The sequence below is a fragment of the Ruegeria sp. BC3 genome, assembly GCF_056539265.1.
Genome location: NZ_JBQFUP010000012.1, coordinates 1 through 15,083, shown reverse-complemented (window position 1 = coordinate 15,083; position 15,083 = coordinate 1). Strand labels below are relative to the sequence as shown.

The 15,083-nt window shown below is 58.3% G+C and carries 12 protein-coding genes and 1 pseudogene; 8 read left to right on the top strand and 5 right to left on the bottom strand.

The annotated features are described in order from the left end of the window. Window positions 1-91: 91 nt before the first annotated feature. Together ACR0MV_RS20585 and ACR0MV_RS20580 are read left to right on the top strand one after the other, a co-directional pair. Window positions 92-967 (top strand): annotated as a pseudogene (locus ACR0MV_RS20585) (NAD(P)-dependent oxidoreductase); the annotation flags it as partial. 12 nt (window positions 968-979) lie between these two features. Next, window positions 980-4,045: an aminotransferase class III-fold pyridoxal phosphate-dependent enzyme gene (locus ACR0MV_RS20580; RefSeq protein ID WP_480703541.1), complete on the top strand. Its 3,066-nt coding sequence runs from the start codon at window positions 980-982 to the stop codon at window positions 4,043-4,045. A 51-nt stretch (window positions 4,046-4,096) separates the two neighbouring features. Here the strand turns inward: ACR0MV_RS20580 and ACR0MV_RS20575 are convergent, their stop codons facing one another. Further along, window positions 4,097-4,573, bottom strand: a complete 477-nt coding sequence (locus tag ACR0MV_RS20575; RefSeq protein WP_480703540.1) for a hypothetical protein — start codon at window positions 4,571-4,573, stop codon at window positions 4,097-4,099. Further along, the gene (gene hemP / locus ACR0MV_RS20570) at window positions 4,570-4,737 is read right to left on the bottom strand and encodes a hemin uptake protein HemP (protein ID WP_082637147.1); all 168 of its coding nucleotides are present in this window, start codon (window positions 4,735-4,737) and stop codon (window positions 4,570-4,572) included. The genes ACR0MV_RS20575 and hemP overlap by 4 nt, the downstream gene beginning before the upstream one ends. 220 nt (window positions 4,738-4,957) lie before the next feature. Here hemP and gph point away from each other — a divergent pair, with 220 nt between their 5' ends. Beyond that, a complete protein-coding gene (gph, locus tag ACR0MV_RS20565; RefSeq protein ID WP_480703539.1) occupies window positions 4,958-5,632 on the top strand; it encodes a phosphoglycolate phosphatase in 675 nt (224 codons plus the stop codon). A gap of 347 nt (window positions 5,633-5,979) precedes the next feature. Here gph and ACR0MV_RS20560 read toward each other — a convergent pair whose 3' ends face one another. Both ACR0MV_RS20560 and ACR0MV_RS20555 read right to left on the bottom strand, forming a co-directional pair. Beyond that, window positions 5,980-6,798 carry a DUF2189 domain-containing protein gene (locus ACR0MV_RS20560; protein ID WP_480703537.1) on the bottom strand — a complete coding sequence of 273 codons (819 nt, stop codon included), beginning with the start codon at window positions 6,796-6,798 and terminating at the stop codon, window positions 5,980-5,982. 253 nt (window positions 6,799-7,051) lie between these two features. After that, window positions 7,052-7,924, bottom strand: a complete 873-nt coding sequence (locus ACR0MV_RS20555; protein ID WP_480703536.1) for a LysR family transcriptional regulator — start codon at window positions 7,922-7,924, stop codon at window positions 7,052-7,054. Window positions 7,925-8,023: 99 nt separating this feature from the next. On the opposite strand from ACR0MV_RS20555, the gene ACR0MV_RS20550 reads away from it, so the two are divergent. The 5 genes from ACR0MV_RS20550 to ACR0MV_RS20530 are packed head-to-tail and all read left to right on the top strand — an operon-like array spanning window position 8,024 to window position 13,782. After that, on the top strand, window positions 8,024-9,469 hold the full coding sequence (locus ACR0MV_RS20550; protein ID WP_480703535.1) for an aldehyde dehydrogenase family protein: 1,446 nt from the start codon (window positions 8,024-8,026) through the stop codon (window positions 9,467-9,469). Continuing rightward, entirely contained in the window at window positions 9,469-10,443 is a 975-nt protein-coding gene (locus tag ACR0MV_RS20545) for a membrane dipeptidase (protein ID WP_480703585.1), read from the top strand. The genes ACR0MV_RS20550 and ACR0MV_RS20545 overlap by 1 nt, the downstream gene beginning before the upstream one ends. 4 nt (window positions 10,444-10,447) lie before the next feature. Then, window positions 10,448-12,136, top strand: coding sequence for a hypothetical protein (locus tag ACR0MV_RS20540; RefSeq protein WP_480703534.1), 1,689 nt, complete (start codon window positions 10,448-10,450; stop codon window positions 12,134-12,136). Next, complete coding sequence (locus tag ACR0MV_RS20535) at window positions 12,133-12,762, top strand: DUF3726 domain-containing protein (RefSeq protein ID WP_480703533.1); 630 nt, start codon at window positions 12,133-12,135, stop codon at window positions 12,760-12,762. Before ACR0MV_RS20540 ends, ACR0MV_RS20535 begins: the two co-directional genes overlap by 4 nt. 12 nt (window positions 12,763-12,774) lie before the next feature. Next, window positions 12,775-13,782 (top strand): Ldh family oxidoreductase, encoded by a 1,008-nt coding sequence (locus ACR0MV_RS20530; RefSeq protein ID WP_480703532.1) that lies wholly within the window; start codon window positions 12,775-12,777, stop codon window positions 13,780-13,782. Between the two features lie 114 nt (window positions 13,783-13,896). Here ACR0MV_RS20530 and ACR0MV_RS20525 read toward each other — a convergent pair whose 3' ends face one another. Further along, entirely contained in the window at window positions 13,897-14,889 is a 993-nt protein-coding gene (locus ACR0MV_RS20525; protein ID WP_480703531.1) for a helix-turn-helix domain-containing protein, read from the bottom strand. Window positions 14,890-15,083: the final 194 nt, after the last annotated feature.

Below are 15,083 nucleotides of genomic sequence, written 5' to 3'. Positions count from 1 at the left end.
GGGTTGCCCTTTGGCCGCCGCTTTGGTTTGTCTCTGCTAAACATTCCGGCCTGCTGATACCAGCAATGCACCGGACAGCAGAGAGGATCACAAAATGGCAAAAGTCGCTTTCCTTGGTCTGGGCGTTATGGGTTATCCCATGGCCGGTCACCTGCAAGCCGCAGGTCATGAGGTAACCGTCTACAATCGTACCGCAAGCAAGGCAGAGGCCTGGGTCGCCGAACACGGCGGCGCGATGGCTGCGACCCCACGCGAGGCGGCTCAAGGTGCTGAATTCGTCATGGCCTGCGTTGGCAATGACGACGATCTGCGCATGGTCTGTACCGGCGACGACGGCGCATTCAACGGCATGGGCGACGGTGCCATCTTTGTCGATCACACCACCGTGTCCGACAGGGTGACCCACGAGCTTTATGCCGCTGGCCAAAAGCAAGGCATCGCTTTTGTCGATGCTCCGATCTCAGGCGGACAAGCAGGCGCGGAGAATGGTGTTCTTTCGATCATGTGCGGTGGCGATCAGGCCGCCTACGATGCGGCCGACCCGATCATGCAGGTCTATTCCAAGATCTGCCGCCGCATTGGCGACAGCGGTGCGGGTCAGTTGACCAAAATGTGCAACCAGATCGCTATCGCGGGCCTGGTCCAGGCCCTCAGCGAAGCGATGCATTTCGCCGAAAAAGCAGGCTTGGACGGACGTGCGGTGGTCGAGGTGATCAGCCAGGGCGCGGCGGGCAGCTGGCAGATGGTGAACCGACATGAAACTATGTTGGACGATCACTTTGACTATGGGTTCGCGGTGGACTGGATGCGCAAGGACCTTGGCATCTGTCTGGATACTGCCAACGAAAACGGCGCCTCGCTGCCCGTTACCGCTCTGGTCGATCAGTTCTACAAAGACGTACAGAAACAAGGCGGCGGGCGCTGGGATACGTCCTCGCTGTTTAAACGCCTGCGCGCACTGGACTAAAGAGGTGGCCCCATGGCTGAGCTGACAGATTTCTGGGCCCTCGCCCTGCGCGCCCATTGGGGGCTTGAGGCCAAGCTGGTCCGACTGGACGGTGAATATGACCTGAACTTTCTGGTCCGCGCCACCAATGGGCAGGACTATGTGCTGAAAGTCATGCGACCTGGCTGCGAAGCCCAACTGATTGACCTTCAGGTCGAGGCGCTGAAGCATATCGCGCTTGAGGCTCCGGGGCTGCCCTTTCCCGCAGTGCACCCCGATCTCAACGGCGCTGTGCTGCCCGAGATCCCTGATCAGGACGGTCAGCCCCGGCTGGTGTGGCTGTTGGAGTGTCTGCCCGGTCAGTGCTATGCCAAGGCTGCACCGAAGTCGGACGAGTTGATCCTGAAACTTGGCCGGGTTCTGGGCGCGACTGACCGAGCGCTAGAGCGGTTCACGCACGAAGGGTTGAACCGTCCGGACTTTAAATGGGATCTGACCCAGGCGGGTTGGGTCGCTGACAAACTGGACGCCATTACCGACCCGACGCGGCGTGCATTGCTGTCAGAAATTTCTGCGGATTTTCAAGCGATCTCAGATCGTTTGGCTGGCTTGCCGAAACAGGCCATCCACAATGATGCCAATGACTACAATATCCTGGTCGAGGGCGAGCTTGGGCAGCGTAAGACCATCTCGGGTCTGATTGATCTGGGCGATATGTGTGCCGCCCCGCGCATCTGCGATCTGGCGATTGCCGGGGCGTATATCGTGCTGGACCATCCAAAACCCGAACAGGCGTTGACCGCTTTGGTACGCGGCTATCACGCGGCCAACCGGTTGCGGGCTGACGAGGTTGATCTGATCTGGCCCCTGCTGCGCATGCGGCTGGCTGTGTCCGTGGTGAACTCGACCTTGATGGCAGCCGAGAACCCTGATGATCCTTACGTGACCATCAGCCAGGCCCCGGCATGGCGGTTTCTTGAGAACGATGCGGTCAATGGTAGCCTGATGTCCGCTCGGCTGCGTGCGGCATGTGGGTTGCCCGTGACTGACGGGGCTGAACGCATCCACGCCTACCTGTCCGAGCATCGCGGTCAGTTCGCTGAGATGTTCGATCAGGACCTTAGCGAAGTTCCCATGGGATCGCTGTCAGTCGAAAACTCGACCTGGCCGCAGAACCCGTTCCACATGCCGCTGGATGAAGCCGCGCGCGTGGGCGAGGAATTCGGAGAGGGCCTCTGGCTGGGCTACTACAACGAACCCCGCCTTATCTATGCCGAGCCGGCGTTCCGCAAAGGGCCTTGGAAGGCATCGGACCGTCGCACGGTTCATCTGGCCGTGGATGTATTCGCCCCAGCCGGAACTGTGCTGCATGCCCCCGTGAGCGGCCGGGTCGAGGCCGTCGAAAACCGTGATGCGCATCTGGACTATGGCGGCGTGGTGATTCTGCACCACGAAACACCCGAGGGTGATCCGTTTTATACGCTCTACGGCCATCTCGACCCCGAGGTCTGCGATCGCCTGAAGCCGGGCGACCCGGTGGCGCAGGGCGCGGCCTTCGCACGGCTGGGCGACGCCACGCAAAATGGCGGCTGGGCCCCGCATGTGCATTTCCAGCTGGCCCTGACAACCGACGGTATGCAGAACGACTGGCCCGGTGTTGGCGACCCGGATGAGATGGAGTTGTGGCACGCTGTTTGCCCCAACCCCGCGGCTTTGCTGAACCTGCCAGACGACAAGGTGTTCTATCGCCCGACCGATAAGCACGCGATCTTGCAGGGGCGGCATGACCATTTCGGTGGGAATCTCAGCCTGACCTACGACGATCCGGTCATGCTGGTGCGTGGCTGGAAGCATCACCTGTTCGACGAATGGGGACGGCCCTATCTGGACGCATATAACAACGTCCCGCATGTGGGCCATGCGCATCCGCGCATTCAGGCCGTTGCGGCGGACCAGCTTAAGCGCATGAACTCGAACACGCGCTATCTGCACCCGGCGCAGACGGATTTTGCCGACAAAGTCTTGTCCAAGCTGCCAGACCAGTTCGAGGTCTGTTTCTTCATCAATTCCGGCACCGAGGCCAATGAGTTAGCCTTGCGTCTGGCCCGCGCCCATACAGGGGCCAAGGGGATCGTGACGCCGGACCACGGCTATCACGGGAATACCAACGCGGCTGTTGCGATCTCGGCCTACAAATTCAACAAACCAGGCGGGATCGGTCAGGCCGATTGGGTCGAACTGGTCGAGGTCGCCGACGACTATCGCGGGTCATTCAAGCGCGGTGATGCGGAACGCGCGAACAAGTTTGCAGATCTGGTGGACCCCGCAATCGCCGCGTTGCAGGCCAAAGGCCACGGCCTCGCCGGTTTCATAGCCGAGACCTTCCCATCCGTCGGCGGTCAGATCATTCCGCCAAAGGGGTACCTGCCCGCAGTCTACGAAAAAATCCGGGCAGCAGGCGGCGTCTGCATCGCCGATGAGGTGCAGACCGGCCTTGGTCGTCTGGGTGAATACTATTTCGGATTTGAACACCAAGGCGCGCTGCCGGATATCGTTGTCATGGGCAAACCCATCGGAAACGGCCATCCGCTGGGTGTTCTGGTCACAACCAAGGCCATTGCAGAAAGTTTTGACAACGGGATCGAATTCTTTTCGACCTTCGGCGGCTCGACCCTGTCCTGCCGGATCGGGAAGGAAGTTCTGGATATTGTCGATGACGAAGGATTGCAGGACAATGCCCGGGTTATGGGCGCACGTCTGATGGATGGGCTGCGCCAGATCGAATCCGATTTTGCCTGCGTTGGCGATGTGCGGGGTATGGGCCTTTTTGTCGGGGTCGAACTGATCAATCCGGATAGCTCGGAAAGCACCGAAATCTGCAAATACGTCAAGAACCGCATGCGCGATCATCGGATTCTGATCGGCAGCGAAGGGCCTAAGGACAACATCCTGAAAATCCGGCCACCCCTGACAATCGAAGCCGAAGACGTCGACATGATCCTATCGACGCTACGCGCAGTGCTGTCCGAAGTTGGCGATTACGCCCCTGCCCCGGTCTGCGACCACGATCATCATCACGCGGGCTGCGGGTGCTGCTGAAATGACAAAACCCCGGCCCGAGGGTGCCGGGGTTTTGTACCTGCGCGCTGCTCAGTGCAGCACGGCAGAGGGGGACTTGTGGCCGGTCGTCGACAGTGGCACCGACGCGGTCATGCGGCGCAGCACCATACCCATCTCCTCGGACAAAGATGCCAGAGCCGGAGCGTAATCCGGCCGAACGATCAGTGAAGCCATCATCATTGCGTCTTCGCGGGCACCTTCGGATGCGGCAGCGATCATCTGCGCAAAACAGTTCTCATCCGCTCCAAGGCAGGAACAGCCCAGCCCATGACGCACCAGAGGGCGGCGACCGTGATGGGCGCACAGCCCGCAGAGGCGGTCCAGCGTCATCATGGCGGCACGCCCCTGATCCAAGCCAAGCGCAATCTCGAAATCGCTGGCCGCATCCGCACGGGCTTTGGGGCTTTCACTCCAAAGCCGCAGGTACATCACGGCACCAGCTTCAATCGGACCAAGGTCGGACAAACGCCCAACCGCAGCCCCGCCGCGCGAGGAAGGTGTGCTCATTTCGTCAGGATCAGCTTGCCGGCACGCGTGATACGCAGGGTGTACAGTTGGTCACCCAACTCGATATGGGCCAGATTGCCGCCCTTGGTCAGATCTTCGGCCTTATGAGCCGGAAGCATGGACACCGCGTAGGACTGGCTGGGATTCGGGTTCTGCACATTCATCAGGACAACTCCAATGGGTTCTCGGGCGAAAGGCCTTGTTTCGTTCGCGCTTTCAAATGTTTGGCTGACCCGAATTGGGTTGGCTGCGGGGGTCTTTCAGGTAATCTGATTAATTTAGTCAGGTATGTCAAGGCCAATACAAAACATCACGGTGTCGCAGGTGATTGCGTAACGAAAACAAGCGGGTTAGGTCCGACGCAGGTACTTTGCGAGGACTGTGATGACCGCCACTATCATGTTCGATTTGGACGGCACGCTGATCGATAGCCTGCCGGATATCGCCGCAGCGGCCAACCGGATGTTGCAGGACGTCGACACCGCACCATTGTCGCAAGACACAATCAAACAGTTCGTGGGCAAGGGCTTGCCCAATCTGGTTGCGCGCGTCATAGAACATTGTGACCTGCCAATGGAACGCCACGCCGAACTGTCCCAGCTGACACTTGCGCACTACAACGCGGCTTCCAGCGACAAAACTGTTCCCTACCCCGGCGTTCAACAGGCGCTGACGCAACTGCGCGAAATGGGCTGTGTTCTTGGTATCTGCACAAACAAGCCCGAAGGCCCCGCCCGTCACGTTCTTGAGGCACTGGACCTTGCGCATCATTTCGACACTGTGTTTGGCGGCGACACGCTGTCGGTGCGCAAACCGGACCCTAAGCTGCTGTTTGCCAGTTTCGATGCGGTAACGTCCGCAGGCCCGCGCCTGTATGTGGGCGACAGCGAAGTCGATGCAGAAACCGCCGACCGGGCCAAAGTACCATTCCTGTTGTTCTCCGAAGGGTACCGAAAAACGCCGTTGGCAGAGATCCCTCATACCCACAGTTACAGCGACACCCACGAATTACCCGCACTGGTGCGTACGGCAGTGCATCAGCTGGAAACACAGACCTAAGCGTCGGCTCGGTATCATGTCGGGGGGTTATTGAGGGGCCGGCCGAGGGGGTAAGTAGCCAGCCCCTCACGGGGAAAAGTGGTATTGTCCGCAGTAATTCCTTGGATGATTCGAAGTTAATGAATCGCTTCGCCCGAAGGAATTGGGGGTTTCCCGTAGGCCGTTTCAAACGATTGAAAAAGAGCGATTTTTTTCGACCCGAGCACAGGGCTAACGGCTCAACCTGACAGTTTCGTGACAAATCAGCCGGATTGAGGCGGAAAACCAGGCACATTTCCGCGTACCAACCATCGGAATCATCAGAGCCTAAGCCGCAAACCCTCACAGGATCACTGTTTGAACGTCAATCAGCTTTCGACTGGCGGCACGGCCCGTTGATAAAGGTGCCATGTGCTGTGGCCCAGGATTGGCAGCGTAAAGATCAGGCCCAGAAACGCTGGCACCATCGACAATAGCATGGTGACCGAAATGATCGCCCCCCACAGAAGCATGACAACCGGGCTTTCGGTGACCACGCGAATGGATGTGAGCATGGCCGAAACGAAATCTGTTTCTCGATCAAGCAGCATAGGCATTGCGATTACCGTTACCGAAAACAGAACCGACGACAGGAACGCGCCGATGCCGGTGCCAATTGTAAGGAAAGTCCAGCCCTTGGGGGTAAAGAACACTGTGTGCATGAACCCACCGAAATCTGAAAAAGACGCATCCTGCAGCAGGATCGCCAGCCACAGCCGGACCTGGTAAATCCACACCCAAAATATGAACAGGGTGACAAATGCCATCCAGCCCATCTCGCGCTTGCGCTGATCGGCCATGACAGTCAGGATGTCTGACCAGCCGAAACTCTGACAGTTTTGCAACCTGCGTGACATTTCATAAAGGCCTGCCGCCGCAAAGGGCGCAACCAGTGGGAAGCCGACTGCGGCCGGGATGATCATCCAAATCTTGCCCAACCAGACCAGCACCCACACAAACAGCAGGCCAAAAGCCGCATAGAACAATCCGAAAAAGCCACTCATGACCGGGCGGGCGAGAAAGTCGGAGAAGCCCGCTTTTAAAGAGGCGGTAATGTCATCCGCCGAAACTCTGTTGACCTCGGGAATGGTATTCCGTTGCGGCGTCAGATTGTCTGGTGGTTTGGAGCCTGCAGTCTTGGATGTCATCACGCACTCCTCCCAAAGCGCCGGTCCGTCTGCCAACAGAGCCCGGAATGAGGCAGACATCCCTCCTCTGGTATAAGTGTGCATCAACAAGGGCATATCGACAAGAGGTAGCTAAGGCAGGTCAAAAGCGCTGCAAGTGTATCTCGAGTGGGAGCAAAAGCTTCCTCCAGCGAACGGCACGGGGGCTATATGCATCATAACATGGAACGAAAACCTAGATCGACCGCCTTACAAAAAGGGGTATCCTACGCGTTCAGACCAGCTTTCTGCTCAGAATGAACGCGCTGCACTCGTCTATCTGGTCCTGGAAACGAGGACGTTCCTTGACGCACAGATAGACCTGCCGCTTGTCGGGCAGGTCAGAAAAAGCCCGGAACGCGGTGCTCTGCGGGATGAAACGCGCGACGGTTTGCGGCAATATCGTTACCCATTTACCGGTGCGGACCATCGTTATCAGCGAGTGCGTGTTGTGAATGGTGACATCCGCATCTTCGATCGCCTGAACAAAACTTGGGGTTTGGATCAGGTCGCACAAGGCATTTCTAACGAAAGAAGACGCTATTACATCCTCTACGGTCGGCGGCTCGGGCCTTGTGATGAGGGGATGATCAGCGGCGCAAACCAGACCAAACTGATCTTCGAACAAGGGGATCGTCTGGACGCCTTTCATTGGGTGAAGCCCGGACACGATCCCCAGATCCGCTTTTCCTTCGGCAAGAGCGTCCAAAACCTGTTGCGTGTCTGTATCCCGCAACTCGACCTTGAGGCCGGGAAACCGCTGGGTCATATGCTCAAGAACTGACGGGAATACCAGTGCAGCGACCGACGGGACAGATGCGATGCGGATCAGGCCGTTGGCGGAATGGGCCGTGGCCTCGATGGACTGCACGGTCTGGTCGAACTGGCGCACCTGCCTCTGGGACATCTCGAACACTTGCTCGCCCAAAGCGGACAGGTGGTTCTTTCGCTCTCCGACGAACAGCTTTTTGCCCAGATGACTTTCGAAGTGTTTCAGGGTCATGGACACTGCGGATTGCGTTCGACCAAGGCGGTCAGCGGCCTCGGACAGGTTGCCGGTTTGCGCGACGGCACAAAAGCAGCGCAGCATTTCGATCTTGATTGCCATATTTCAGATTTTCTGAAGTTGAGTTAATTTGTTTGAGTTTGACTGATATTGCAGTCAGAGTCCATTGTGCCCGCAACTAGCTTTGTCGTGGGGCCTATTGTGACCAAACTAAACCTGATCGCTGGCGAATGGGTCGCTGGCGAAAGCGAGATCGAAAACCGAAACCCGTCAGACCTGAGCGACCTGATCGGTCATTTCGCACAGGCCAGCGCAGATCAGCTGGAAGCGACACTGGATCAGGCCCGCATAGCCCAGGTCGAATGGGCGGCCTACGGACTGGAACGCAAGCAGGCAGTCTTAATGAACATCGGCAACGAGCTGATGACGCGCGCGGAAGAACTTGGCACTCTGCTTAGTCGCGAAGAAGGCAAACCACTGGCCGAAGGCAAGGGAGAGGTCTATCGCGCCGGGCAGTTCTTTACCTATTACGCCGCCGAGTGTCTGCGCCAGATAGGAGAGAACGCGGACTCGGTACGCCCAGACATCGAAGTCGATGTGCGGCGCGAGGCGGTCGGCGTTGTTGCTGTTATCAGCCCCTGGAACTTTCCGACAGCGACCGCGTCCTGGAAGATCGCTCCGGCGCTTTGCTATGGCAATGCCGTGGTTTGGAAACCCGCCAACATCACTCCGGCTTCTGCTGTGGCCCTGACCGAGATCATCAACCGTCAGGATATCCCCAAAGGCCTCTTCAGCCTTGTCATGGGGTCCGGCCGGTCCATCGGGCAAAGGCTGGTGGAAAGCCCCAAGGTCAACGCGATCTCGTTCACCGGCTCTGTTCCGGTTGGCAAGGGCATCGCGGCGGCGGCCATTCAAAACCTGACCAAGGTGCAGATGGAGATGGGGTCGAAAAACGCGTTGGCCGTAATGGATGACGCCGATCTTAACCTTGCTGTAACGCTGGCCTTGGGTGGTGCATTCGGCGGCACCGGCCAAAAATGTACCGCCTCGTCGCGGCTGGTGGTTCATTCTGCCATACACGATGCTTTCGTTGAAAAACTGGTGGCTGGCGCGCAAGCGATGAAAGTGGGCCACGCGCTGGAAGAGGGCACCCAGATGGGGCCGGTCGTCAGCGCGCAGCAACTTGCGGAAAACCTGGCCTATGTCGATCTGGGTAAGTCCGAAGGGGCAGAGCTGGCCTGCGGCGGACAGCGTTTGGACATGCCCCATGACGGCTATTACATGAGCCCCGGCGTGTTCCTGAACACCACGAACCAGATGCGCATCAATCGTGAAGAAATGTTCGCACCGCTGACCTCGGTCATCAAAGTCGACAGCTATGATGAGGCACTCGCCACCGTTAACGACACCAATTTCGGCCTGACATCGGGCATCGTGACCCAGAGTCTGGCCCGTGCCACGCATTTCCGCCGCAACGCGCGCACCGGGGTCGTGACCGTGAACCTGCCCACTGCCGGGACTGACTATCATGTGCCGTTTGGTGGGCGCGGCGACAGCTCGTATGGCCCGCGTGAACAGGGCAAGGCCGCGGCCGAGTTCTATACCACGGTGAAAACTGCCTATATCAGCGCCGGAAACCCGATGTGATGCGGATCGACGGGCTGCAATACGCCAACTGGTCCGAAAAGATTTTTCGGCAATTGCGTGAAGGTGGCGTGGACGCGATCCATGTCACAATCGCCTATCATGAGAATTTTCGTGAAACCGTCCTGAACTTTGAGCAGTGGAACAGATGGTTCGAGCAATACCCGGACCTGATCATGAAGGGTCTCTGGGCCAGCGATATCGACAAAGCGCGCGAAACCGGGCGCACGGCTGTATTCTTTGGATTCCAGAATCCATCGCCGATCGAAGACGACATCGGACTGGTCGAAATCGTGCACACACTGGGTGCCCGGTTCATGCAGCTGACCTACAATAACCAGTCTCTGCTGGCCACTGGCTGTTATGAGGCCGAAGATACCGGCATCACCCGCATGGGTCGCCAAGTCATCAAAGAAATGAACCGCGTCGGGCTTGTGGTGGATATGAGTCATTCGGGGGACCGATCCACCATCGAAGCGGCTGAACTGTCCGAACGCCCGATCGCGATCACTCATGCGAACCCGCACGATTGGGCCCCTGCCCTGCGCAACAAGCGTGATGTGGTGATCCGGGCGGTCACGGAAAACGGTGGGATGTTGGGGTTTTCGGTCTATCCTCATCACCTGAAGGACAAGTCGGGCTGCACGCTGACCAGCTTTTGCGAAATGATCGCACGGACGGCCGAGAAATATGGCGCAGAACACCTCGGGATCGGTACGGACTTGTGTCAGGATCAGCCTGACAGCGTGGTCGAATGGATGCGTGTCGGGCGCTGGACCAAACAGATCGACTATGGCGAGGGGTCAGCCAGCAATCCAGGCTTCCCGCCAATGCCAGCATGGTTCCGGGACAACCGGGACTTTGGGAATATCGAAAGTGGGTTGCGTGCAACCGGCCTGAATGACGACGAAGTCGCCGGGATCATGGGTGGGAACTGGTACAGGTTCTTTGCCGAAAATTTTGTCGCGCAAGGGTAACCAAATGGAAGCACAGACGCAGACACGGATCGAAAGGCGAGACCCCGCAAATGTCATGCGGCTGTCGCGGCTTGGATCGTTTCATCAGTGTCGGCTGAGTTTCATGCGCCAGTTGACCCGCCGCATGGCGCGCGAGAACTGGTCTTTCTCACGCCCGGTTTTTGATATTGATGACACGGGTGTTGGCACAGCGGTCTACACGGCGCAGGGGCCGGACCGGGCATACTCACTGGTGGCATTCGCTCATGACCTGCCCCCGGAAAAACGCTCGGATCGTGTGATTGCCGATGCATGGGATGCGACTTTTGCACTCTTTGACGGGATCCCCACCAAGGCCGACATAGAGCGACTGTCCAAAAATGTACCCTTGCAAGAGGCTGGCCGCGTCAGCGAGACCGAGCTGTCCTTGTCCCGCGCCAACCGCTCGGTCCGGCTGTGGGAACATGTCGTGGACGCGTTGGCAGCAGGGCAGCAACCTGATTTGAACCAGATCTATCAGGTCGGCTACCTGATGCGTACAACGGCCGTTTACGGGTCGGGCAAGTTCGGGGCCGCTGATCGCGAAAAGGTTGCGGACCGGCCTGAAACACAGGCCCCTTTTCAGGTCGAGATGTTATCAGTCTATCTGACGCGGACTTTTGTGCGGGACCTTGTCCAGCATATGGCCGCCGTGAAGGGTGGCGATCACACCGCCAAGCTGGATCCGGATATCGCGCGCTGGCTGGGGATCGGGAACTCCACCGGCCTCGGAATGGCTCCGTTCATCGTCAACCACCCTGTTCTGTTCAACAATTGGGTGATGGCACGGGAAGAGGCGCTGGCCCGCGTTCGGTCCGTTGAAATCGCCAGCCCTGCTGAGATCGACAAGTTCCAAGAGCTTTTTCAGCGCAGCCAGCTTTCGATTTCTTGGTGGCGATCCGAGCATCCGATACAGGTTAGCAAGCTTGCGGATCTAAACGCCGACCTGCACGCGATTTCCAGCTATCTGGCGACAAAGGGACTGGCCGAGGCTTACCCTTGGGACGCGCTGATCAACTGGTCAGAAACAGCGCTCTCCGAAGAAGGTCAGGAATATCTGGCCTCGTTGATCCTTGAACCTTACGAAGACCTTGCGGACGGCTTGGCGGGTTGCATGGCGGACAGCCGATCCGAGGCATTTGTCATCGATGGGAAAATGCCCATTGGGGAAGTGCGCGAGTTGATCCGGAATACGCACGACTGGGCCCTCGATCTGGACTGGGCAGCGCCCGAAAACTGCGCCCGTGCCTGGTACGTATCGGAAGAAAAGCTTGAACCCCGCATGGGGGAAAGGTTCGAGGAACCCATTGAGGATTATGAACAACCCTTGGCCCCTGCGCGCGATGCCGCTGCCGCCTATTCGGCTTTAAGTGAGTGGGAGGGCACCAAATCGGTGGCTGAATTCCTGCTGCGCCATCCGGAGCACCGACATACGATCCGGCGCGCTCAGGTGGCCAGAACCGCACCTTATGGCGAAATCCGTGACAACACGATCAGCGACAAGGTGCTGCCCATCGACATGTTACGCGCAAAGCTATCGTTCTTTGGCGCGACGCATTTCGATCCACGTTCCGACCGCTGGGTCCGAATCTGCATGTATTCCGGTGCGCCGTACCCCGAAGAACTGACCAGCGAAAACGCTGATCTTTGGGTCTATCCGCAGGTTACGGCATGAATTTGTCATTGAACGAGATCGAGGCCACCGCCAAACGCGCCACACGTGGCGCGGGATACTCCTGGGGGCAGGCCGAAGAAGCGGGCAAAGCGACACGTTGGTTATGCGCGCAAGGCTTGGACGGCGTAGAGACGCTGGCGCGGCTTCTGGCTCTTGGATTTGCAGCGGACCCTGCCTCTCATCGGCCTCACAATCTGGATGACTTGTGGCATGCAGAGGGCGACCTCTGCCCTCTTTCGGTTGGCCCGTTGCTATCTGACACCGCCCAAACTCAGGGCGCCGGTGCAATCAAAATGCAGCGGGTTGCTGCCCCTGCCCTGCTGCTGCCCTTTGTGTCGAACGCAGCCCGCATTCAGAAATGCGCGCTGCAAATCGAATTCGACGATATGCACGCCGTGACAGATGGCACACACCTGTCGTCACCCGGCAGCTTCCCGGAAAAGGCGCAAAGGGTCATCATCTCGAAAACTGCCACGCAGAGCTTGCCCCGCGAACAGAAAACCCGTGCGCATCCGAACGCGGATGACTGGGCGGTTCTGAACCAATTCGCCCACCGCACATACGCCCCTGCAACCGAGGAATCCCGCCTGCTTGGGGCAGGTGCCGGGCTTTCCGACAATGACTGAAGAGAAACGCACGTGACCGACACCCGAACCCTGACACTCGCCGAAATCGAAGACCTGTCCTTCCGCGCATTGGTGGCGGCCGGCACCTCGGAGGAGAATGCCAGACCGTTGGCGATAGCCACGGCGGCGACTGAAGCAGATGGGGTTGCAAGCCATGGTCTGGCCTACATCCCGATCTACTGTGAGCATGTCCAATGCGGCAAGGTCGATGGATTGGCCAAGCCCGTTCTAGCCCGTCCCAAACCGGGTGTTGTGACCGTCGATACGGCAACAGGCTTTGCGCATGCGGCTATCGACAAAGGGTTCGAAGCCCTGATCCCTGCCGCGCGTGAACAAGGCGTGGCGGTTCTGGCTATCAAAAACAGCTATAACTGTGGCGTTTTGGGGTATCACACCTATCGGCTGGCGCAGGCCGGGCTGGTTGGTCTTGGTTTCACCAACGCGCCCGCCTCAATCGCGCCGTCCGGCGGGTCCAAACCTGTCGTGGGCACCAATCCGTTTTCCGTCGCCGCGCCCGGACCGGACGGTGAGCCTGCGCTGCTGATCGACCAAAGTGCCAGTACAATCGCGAAAAGTGAGGTTATGAAACACGCGCGCGAAGGCAAACCAATCCCGGTCGGATGGGCACTGGATGCCGACGGCAACCCAACCACTGATCCCGAGGTCGGACTGAAGGGCTCGATGGCCCCTTCGGGCGGTTACAAGGGCGTTGGCGTTGCTTTGATGGTCGAGCTTTTGGCCGCTGCTTTGACAGGAGCCACCCTGGGCATCAACGCCTCACCCTTCTCGGGTACGGCAGGTGGTCCGCCAAAAACGGGGCAGTTTTTCATCGCGATAGACCCCGGCGCGACGGCGCAAGGCGCGTTTGAGACCGGAGTTTCCGGCCTGGTTGCGGCGATCCGCGCGCAAGACGGCTCTCATTTGCCGGGCGACGGGCGAAGTGCCAAACGCCTTGCAGCGCGCGTGCAGGGTGTCGCTGTTAACTCCGCAACACTCGCCAAAATTGAAAGCATTTTGTGAAACAACACCGAGGTGGGTTCGCGAATTGGCGCGCCGACGGCGGTTTGAGCACCTGATCTGAATGTGCCGGTCGCGCGTTACCTAGAACGCGTACCAACAGCGCGGCCCGGTTTTCTAGTTGGCCGCGCTGCCAAGATAGCGCCTTTTCCTGCTCTCTTCGGGTCTGGATCTGTAGTGATCAAAAAAGGCGCGCGCCATCGCTGGCCGGGAAGAAAAACCAGTTGCAGCGGCAATCTCCACCAAGGGCATATCCGTGTGCTTGAGCAGGCTCAGAACCCTTTCCAACCGAAGCTCTTTGTACGACCCCAAAAGCTTGGCACCTGTCCTGAGTTGAAACCTTCTTTGCAGCTGTCGGATCGACGTCCCAACTTTTTCTGACAGATCAGAGATGCTCAGTGGTTCTTCGATGTTCTCCGACATGATCGCCAAGGTAAGAGTGACCAGTTCATCCCCATTGGCCCTGCGGATCAGCCGATTTGCAATCTGGCTTTCTGTCGCTTGCCGCGGCTCTTCCAGTCCGACATATCTGCGCAATTCATCTGCAAGATACTCACCGTGATCCGACGCAACCAGCGCAGCCAGCAACCTTAATGAGCTGATGCGAGAGTTCGCACTATGCAGACGGCCTTTCGGGCACATATGTGTGGAAGCACCGCAATTTGTTATTCCCAATTCTGAAGCGGCAGGCTCCAAACATGGGTGTATTGCCGCGACCCGGCGATCAGAACGCCCGGGTTGTGCCAACAGCATGACGGCACTTCCGACCAGAAGAGTTCGGGGTGCCAGGTTCAAAACCTGCGCGGTCCAAACCTTGTGTTCACCTTCAAGACCCCAGTTATGCTCAAGATCACCCCAGAAGATCGCCGTTCGCCCCGCCCAATAAAGCGGTCCACCAACCTTGTCCTCGGCCAGACTACGCACGTTAACGATGTAAGTGTCGTTTTCTGTCAGGCTGTTCAAAGCTCGGTAGAATTCTTTGACGATTTCAGCAGACGCTTTGTCGGCACCGTTTCGCACAATGACATCAATGTGCCGAATACGTTCGGACACCGGGGCAAAGGTCTCAGCCTTGTCTGAGCGATCATTTTGTACGACGTAGTGTCTCATTTCATTCAACACTTCCGGTTTGCTCAGCGCCGGAAAAGGAACTCCCTGCTGCTGTTGGTTAACCCCGCCAAATTGCTTGGCGGGGCCTTGTTTGCACCGAGGTTTACTCAGCGGCTTCTTGGTATGCGTCCATTGGTGGGCATGTGCAGATTAGGTTTCTGTCGCCATATGCGTTGTCGACGCGGTTGACGGGG

Bases quoted from the DNA above. Each gene is read 5' to 3' on its own strand.
- ACR0MV_RS20535 (WP_480703533.1), top strand. From the start codon at position 12,133: ATGAATTTGTCATTGAACGAGATCGAGGCCACCGCCAAACGCGCCACA.
- ACR0MV_RS20575 (WP_480703540.1), bottom strand. From the start codon at position 4,573: ATGAGCACACCTTCCTCGCGCGGCGGGGCTGCGGTTGGGCGTTTGTCC.
- ACR0MV_RS20560 (WP_480703537.1), bottom strand. From the start codon at position 6,798: ATGACATCCAAGACTGCAGGCTCCAAACCACCAGACAATCTGACGCCG.
- ACR0MV_RS20540 (WP_480703534.1), top strand. From the start codon at position 10,448: ATGGAAGCACAGACGCAGACACGGATCGAAAGGCGAGACCCCGCAAAT.
- ACR0MV_RS20545 (WP_480703585.1), top strand. From the start codon at position 9,469: ATGCGGATCGACGGGCTGCAATACGCCAACTGGTCCGAAAAGATTTTT.
- ACR0MV_RS20580 (WP_480703541.1), top strand. From the start codon at position 980: ATGGCTGAGCTGACAGATTTCTGGGCCCTCGCCCTGCGCGCCCATTGG.
- gph (WP_480703539.1), top strand. From the start codon at position 4,958: ATGACCGCCACTATCATGTTCGATTTGGACGGCACGCTGATCGATAGC.
- ACR0MV_RS20525 (WP_480703531.1), bottom strand. From the start codon at position 14,889: ATGAGACACTACGTCGTACAAAATGATCGCTCAGACAAGGCTGAGACC.
- hemP (WP_082637147.1), bottom strand. From the start codon at position 4,737: ATGAATGTGCAGAACCCGAATCCCAGCCAGTCCTACGCGGTGTCCATG.
- ACR0MV_RS20555 (WP_480703536.1), bottom strand. From the start codon at position 7,924: ATGGCAATCAAGATCGAAATGCTGCGCTGCTTTTGTGCCGTCGCGCAA.